Source organism: Rhodothermaceae bacterium (genome assembly GCA_009838195.1).
In the GTDB taxonomy this organism is placed as follows: domain Bacteria; phylum Bacteroidota; class Rhodothermia; order Rhodothermales; family Bin80; genus Bin80.
In genome coordinates, this window is the sequence record VXSC01000046.1 from 1 (window position 1) to 7,011 (window position 7,011).

The following is a 7,011-nucleotide window of genomic DNA, read 5'->3' on the forward strand; positions in this document are numbered from 1 at the left end:
TTCTGCAGATTGGGGGAAGTGTGTGTGGAACTTTGTTTTTCAAACGAGTGTCCGTTTGTATCCAACCGGTGGAGGCAGTGACCGTAATACTGGCCGTTTCCGTCGCGATTCCCCTCCAGGAATATCCAGTCCCATGTGCTCCGAAACTGGAAGACCAATTGAAGGAAAATGATTCTACGGAAATCGAATCACTCTCTGAAGTGACCTCGCAAACTCCCTCACTTCCCCTCTGAACGGACGAATCGCAGACCAATCTAAGTCTCTCCTCGTTTCCTTCATCTTCATCGGTGTCGTCACCGCCCTCATCACCATCGCCGCTGCACGAACTGCAGCGATTGCCATTACTACCATTGCGATCTCGGTCACTATTTTCCTCATCTTCACCCCCACCGCCTCTATCTCCTCCATCATCGCCCCCATCATCATGGCCGCCACCAGGCGATTCAACACATGAAACATGTATCGTCTCCGTCTCAACACAGTCCTCGGTCTCGGGATCGGACTCCCCCCAACCACCAAAAGGCTCACAAACCGCGATTGCGGAGGTATCCGCAATCCAACAAATCCACTCAGTATCCGACTTCCCCGCAACCGTTTTCCGGGCTAACTTCATCCCGATTGATTGGGGTTTCTCGTCAGGCTTATACAAAAACGCCTGCGTAGACGCGTACCCAATTGAATATTCGGCGACCAAGATCTGCAGATCGTCAAAATCACCCGCCAACCACATCTTCACATAGTCCTCAAACAGGGATGCCTTCAGCCCGATACCCACAAATTCGACCAATTGGCCTGTAAGAATCTTCCCATCTGAATCTACGTCCGCAACCAGGGTACGAATCACCGAAAACCGGCTGTCCGATGGACTGGTCATCGATTCATTGCTTCCCAGTAGCGTGGCAGCAAGATACCCACCCTTCCCATCGCTCCATGTCTCCATATTGTCCCAGTCCGGCGGATACTTGCGAACCATCGCAGCTAATACGGCCGCAACGGTACTGTCATTACCTACCTTCCCCGCCGCCTCATCTGGCAAAACCGGAGGTGCGCTCTGCTCTTTGGAAAGGGCAGCGTGATACCATTCTTTCACGGCTTCAATCCGCTTTCCTTGAACCTTCGAAAGCGGAGGCTCTACATCCGGTACAAAAGAGCTGTCGCAACGTGCGATCAGCATCATGCCAAAGATCAGGATGAATGCGGCACTGCCGCGAAAAGTGACTGGCTTAAAGTGAATAATTTGCATTTTGTGTGTCACGGAAAAGTATTTATTGGAACAATGACTTCTGTCCTCAGAACTGAACTTGAGGGCTCGAAGATAATGATATTTTTGCTCAAAGCATTATAGACGGAAACTTATCACTGGCGTTGATTTCAGAAGATTATTCTTTGCGAAGCGTCCACCAAAATCACCGAAGCCTCGATCTGTCGAACCACGAAAGGAACGGTTGAATCGTTGAGCTTGAAAATGTAGTACCCCTGAACAAATGCCCCGTCCAGCATCAGGTAAAGTCTGTTGGGGTGACGAAATAGTTGCAGATATCTGAGGGCGGGGACGATGCTGCTCTCTCCTGTTTGAGATTTAAGTTTTCTTCGCAATAACTGCGATAGAATCTCTTTGCGGCCGTCAGAGAAACAGTTGCAGACTGGCGTGCGTACAAATCCGTTGCCATGATTCCATTCTCTAAGCATTCCTCACAGTCCTCCATGAGGTCAGATAATCGAGATCAAAATCCAGAGACTGACAGGTCTGAGCGACTGGATCGTTCGCCTAGGCGTCGAGGGCGCTACATGTGGATCTATGTGGTCTTACTCGGATTCCTCCTGGTCAACATCCTGTTCTCATTTGGGCGCCAAGGTCCAGAGGCCATCCCCTACAGTACATTTCTGGAGTATGTAGAGCAGGGATATGTGGAGAAAGTCATAATCCAAAACGATCGCCAGGTCACGGGAACCCTGCGTGAGTCAGGTGTACAGGCGCTTGGACGTGAGGTTGAGACAGACCGGGGTTTTCTCAGCAGCCCGGAAGATCCGGCCTCGTTTCTTACAACAAAGACGGCAAATCATGACCTGATTGCATTTCTTGAAGAGCAAAGAGCCAGTCAGGAGGAAGGTCAGGTGCTTAGCTATGAAGTCAGGTATCAAGATAACTGGTTTGGCGGAGCCCTTGCATGGCTCTTGCCTTTGGCAATCATTCTTGCCCTCTGGATCTTTATCCTTCGACGTGCCGGGCCAGGTTCTCAGGTGCTCAATATCGGCAAGAATAGAGCCGTACTTTTTGAGTCTCTGGGACAACCAACGGTTACATTTGAAGATGTGGCAGGCCTGGCAGAGGCCAAGGAGGAAGTAGCCGAAGTGGTCGAGTTTCTAAAGACGCCCAAAAAATTCACAAAGCTTGGGGGTGTACTTCCGAAAGGGGTGCTCTTGGTGGGACCTCCCGGGACCGGGAAGACGCTGATGGGAAAGGCGGTTGCTGGAGAAGCACGCGTACCGTTCTTCTCTATCAGTGGCAGTGATTTTGTTGAGATGTTTGTAGGGGTTGGTGCTGCCCGTGTACGTGACCTCTTCAAGAAAGCAAAAGAGAAAGCTCCTTGCATCGTATTTATTGATGAGATCGATGCAATTGGCCGCAGTCGGGGGCGCAGTATGATGATGGGAGGTAATGATGAGCGGGAGAATACGCTCAATCAACTCCTGGTTGAAATGGATGGATTTAACACCGACAAAGGTGTAATCATCATGGCGGCGACTAACCGGCCGGATGTTTTGGATGCAGCACTTCTTCGCCCCGGACGCTTTGACCGCCAAATTCTGATTGATCGGCCGGATCGACTTGAACGGGCGATGATTTTCCGTGTCCATACCCGGGACCTTGTGTTGGCCGAAGATGTGGAGCCCGAAGCCCTAGCCTCGCAGACGCCGGGCTTTGCGGGTGCGGAAATCGCCAATGTCTGTAACGAAGCAGCACTGCTGGCTGCACGCTTCGATAAAGAGGCCATAGAGATGACAGACTTTGAGCAGGCGATTGATCGTGTTATTGGGGGATTGGAGAAGAAAAACAAGTTAATTAAGCCGGAGGAAAAGAAAATTGTTGCCTACCACGAAGTGGGGCACGCCATCGCAGGTTGGTATTTACCCAATACGGATCCGGTAATCAAGGTCTCCATCGTCCCCAGGGGACTTGCTGCATTAGGATATGCTCAGTCCCTGCCGGATGAACGATACATTACCACGCGTGAGGCCTTCATGGATCAGATGACCATGATGATGGGGGGACGGGTTGCAGAAGAGATCAAATTCGGGCAGCTCTCCACAGGAGCACAGAACGATCTTGAGCGCATCACGAAGACGGCCTATGCGATGGTCGTGGATTTCGGGATGAGCGCAAAAGTTGGGCATGTAAGTTTCAATATGACGCGCCGCCGTGATGGAACTCCTATGTTCGAAAAGCCATACTCAGAGACGATGGCTTCCATGATTGATCAGGAGGTACGCGAATTGATTGAGGATATACGTCAACGAGCGTGGAATCTTCTGAGCGAGAAGGGGGATCGGCTGGAGGAGCTTGCACAGCTCCTTTTAGAAAAAGAAGTTCTGGGACCGCGGGATTTGGTAGGAGTTCTGGGGGAGCGCCCGTTTGGAGAGTACGTGTCGCTCAATGGCATTCCAGAGAGCAAGGAAACTCCAGAGAGCAAAGAAACCGAGGAAGAATCTGCTGAGGAACGGGAGGGGGCAGAGGTTTCCACCTGATTGAAGGAGTTTTTGAAAAAATCAAAAAAGATGTAGAAATTTGGAACTTTTTTTAAAATTTTCGTAAATTGGTAGGCTGTACAATAATTGGACTTAGGCATCCTGCGATATAGGTCTCGCAGCACTACCTAGGCTTTGAGAGAAATTTTAAGAGAAATTTATAGTTAAGTGCCAACGATTCAGCAACTTGTTCGAACGGGGCGCCATCCGAAGGTCAGAAAGACCAAGGCGGCCGCACTGCAGGGAAACCCGCAGCGCCGGGGGGTATGTACGCGTGTCTATACCACAACACCGAAAAAACCGAACTCCGCATTGCGGAAAGTCGCCAAGGTGCGCCTGACAAACCAGATTGAGGTGATCGCCTATATCCCGGGTGAGGGGCATAATCTGCAAGAGCACTCCATCGTGCTGGTTCGTGGAGGACGCGTAAAGGATTTGCCAGGGGTGAAGTATCACATTGTACGTGGTGCGTTGGATACGTCCGGTGTAGAAGATCGGACACAATCTCGTTCGAAGTATGGCACGAAGCGGCCGAAGAGATAATCAGAATTAGACAGTTAATTGCAGCGTGCAGTTGTTCATGAACCATGCGTAGAAAATCAGCCGAGCGGCGTTTGATAACGCCGGATCCCAAATACGGTGACCCACTTGTGGCGCAGTTTGTGAACTACGTCATGCTCCATGGCAAGAAAAGTATTGCCCGGAAGATCGTTTATGATGCATTTGCTCAGGTGGAAGAGCGTTCAGGAGAGCCCGGGTTGGAAATTTTCCAGCGGGCGGTTGAGAACGTGGCTCCTCTGGTGGAAGTGCGTAGCCGGCGTGTGGGTGGGGCAACTTATCAGGTTCCGATCGAGGTGCGGGCAGAGCGCCGAACAGCATTGGCCTTTCGTTGGATCATTCAACAGGCCTCGAAAAGGTCGGATCGCTCGATGGCAGATCGGTTAGCTGCAGAGCTGTATGCTGCCTCACGTGGGGAGGGGGCTGCAGTCAAGAAGAAAGACGATACCCACAGGATGGCAGAATCGAATAAAGCGTTTACTCACTTCAGAATATAATGGCAGTGATTCCAATGAGTTCACTCAAGGATTCAAAACTTTGTCGAATGCGCAATATTGGGATTATGGCCCATATTGATGCTGGCAAAACGACCACAACAGAGCGGGTATTATTCTATACCGGGCGCTTGCACCGGATGGGAGAGGTGCACGATGGCGGAGCCACTATGGACTGGATGGAACAGGAAAAAGAGCGGGGTATTACCATTACCAGTGCTGCGACTACTTGCTTCTGGAACAAGAATGACGATCAGTACCGGATCAATATCATTGATACGCCGGGGCACGTCGACTTTACCGTTGAAGTAGAACGTTCCCTGCGGATCCTGGATGGAGCCGTCGCACTTTTCTGCGCGGTCGGAGGTGTGGAGCCACAATCCGAAACGGTATGGAGGCAGGCCAACAAATATCGGGTGCCTCGGATTGCGTTCGTCAACAAGATGGATCGCACGGGGGCGGATTTTGTGAATGCCCTGAATTCCATGAAAGATCGCCTGAAGGCGAACCCGGTTCCGGTACAAATCCCCATCGGCGCTGGTGCAATGTTCCGTGGGGTGATTGACCTCATCACGAACAAAGCCATCATATGGCACGACAAGACCCAGGGAGCCACATGGGATGTCATTGATATCCCAAAGGACCTCCGCAAGGAGGCCAGGCACTGGAGAATTCTTCTTCTGGAATCTGTGGCAGAGCACAACGATAATCTGCTCATGAAGTATCTGGAAGGCGAAGACATTACCGCTGATGAAATTCGCTCGACGGTCCGATCAGCGACGCTGAATCTGGATATTACACCGGTCTTTTGTGGCTCCGCTTTTAAGAATAAAGGAGTTCAGCGCCTGTTGGACGGGGTCATTGATTACCTACCCAGCCCTGCGGATATTTCGCCAGTATCCGGGATTCAGCCGAATACTGGAAAAGAGGTGATGCGTGCTCCTCAGGCGAATGCGCCATTCTCTGCGATTGCATTTAAGATTGCAACCGATCCATATGTCGGTAAGCTCACATTCTTTAGAGTGTACAGTGGAGCATTGGAGAAAGGTGCACAGGTCTACAATTCTACAACTGAACGCAAAGAGCGGGTCGGAAGACTACTCTTTATGCACGCCAAAGACCGTGAAGATGTTGCTCGGGTCGAGGCCGGTGACATCGCAGCAGCGGTGGGACTCAAAAATGTCAAGACCGGCGATACACTTTCGGATCCGAGCGCTCCCGCAATTCTGGAACAGATGGTTTTTCCAGATCCAGTGATCCGCATCGCTATTGAGCCCAAGACCAAAGCAGACAGTGACAAGCTCTCGACCGGCTTGCAGAAACTTGCGGAAGAAGATCCAACATTCAAGGTGACCATTGATCCGGAAACTGGTCAAACCATTATCGCAGGGATGGGCGAATTATACCTTGAGATCATTGTAGACCGGCTGCGTCGAGAATTCAAGGTGGAAGCGAATGTTGGGAAACCCCAAGTCGCATACCGGGAAGCTTTCCGGGAACCTGTACTCGAACGCTACACCCACAAGAAGCAGACAGGTGGTCGGGGGCAGTTTGCCGTGGTTGAGATGGAGATCGCTCCAAATGAGAGCGGTGTCGGATTTGAATTTGTCAGCGAGGTTGTCGGTGGAGCAATTCCCAAAGAATTTATTCCCAGTGTTCAGAAAGGGATCAAGAGTGCAGTCAACCACGGGCCACTTGCAGGATACCCTGTAGAGGGGATTAAGGTGAGGCTGCTTGACGGGAAGCATCATGAAGTAGATTCCGATCAAAATGCGTTTGAAATCGCAGGCCAAATGGCTTTCCGAAGTGCTGCCAGACGGGCGAATCCTGTCCTCATGGAGCCGGTCATGAAAGTGGAGGTCGTCACGCCGGAAGAATATATGGGAGACGTAATCGGTGACCTGAATGGTCGTCGGGGACGGATCATGTCCATGGATCAGCGACAGGGCGCCCGTGTCGTTAAGGCATTGGTTCCACTCTCGGAAATGTTTGGTTATTCGACCGACATGCGCTCATTAACCCAGGGGCGAGCAATCTTTACGATGCAGTTTGAATCGTATGAACCTGCACCAAAATCAGTGGCAGAGAAAGTGATTCTCTCCAGTTACGGTAAAGCAAGTTAAACAACAACATAAACCAGCTTTTTAGTTCAGCTATACAATGGCAAAGGAAGTTTTTCAGCGTACGAAGCCCCATGTGAACGTGGGGACGA

Annotated in this window: 5 protein-coding genes; 4 read left to right on the forward strand and 1 reads right to left on the reverse strand. The window is 51.0% G+C overall.

All coding sequences use genetic code 11. From position 1 onward, the window contains the following. The coding region (locus tag F4Y64_10465; protein MXX98020.1) for a hypothetical protein at positions 1-1,255 on the reverse strand (1,255 nt) is incomplete at its 3' end. Positions 1,256-1,704: 449 nt separating this feature from the next. Between F4Y64_10465 and hflB the strand changes: the two genes are divergently transcribed. The 4 genes from hflB (at position 1,705) to fusA (ending at position 6,922) form a co-directional block, all read left to right on the forward strand. Then, positions 1,705-3,747, forward strand: coding sequence for an ATP-dependent zinc metalloprotease FtsH (hflB, locus tag F4Y64_10470; protein ID MXX98021.1), 2,043 nt, complete (start codon positions 1,705-1,707; stop codon positions 3,745-3,747). 168 nt (positions 3,748-3,915) lie between these two features. Beyond that, positions 3,916-4,290, forward strand: a complete 375-nt coding sequence (locus tag F4Y64_10475; protein ID MXX98022.1) for a 30S ribosomal protein S12 — start codon at positions 3,916-3,918, stop codon at positions 4,288-4,290. Between the two features lie 44 nt (positions 4,291-4,334). Next, complete coding sequence (gene rpsG / locus F4Y64_10480) at positions 4,335-4,802, forward strand: 30S ribosomal protein S7 (GenBank protein ID MXX98023.1); 468 nt, start codon at positions 4,335-4,337, stop codon at positions 4,800-4,802. A gap of 14 nt (positions 4,803-4,816) precedes the next feature. Then, positions 4,817-6,922, forward strand: coding sequence for an elongation factor G (gene fusA, locus F4Y64_10485; protein MXX98024.1), 2,106 nt, complete (start codon positions 4,817-4,819; stop codon positions 6,920-6,922). The last annotated feature ends 89 nt before the right edge of the window (positions 6,923-7,011 follow it).

What these genes read in the sequence shown, in the direction of transcription:
- hflB (MXX98021.1), top strand. Translation starts at nt 1,705, where the DNA reads ATGAGGTCAGATAATCGAGATCAAAATCCAGAGACTGACAGGTCTGAG.
- rpsG (MXX98023.1), top strand. Translation starts at nt 4,335, where the DNA reads ATGCGTAGAAAATCAGCCGAGCGGCGTTTGATAACGCCGGATCCCAAA.
- fusA (MXX98024.1), top strand. Translation starts at nt 4,817, where the DNA reads ATGAGTTCACTCAAGGATTCAAAACTTTGTCGAATGCGCAATATTGGG.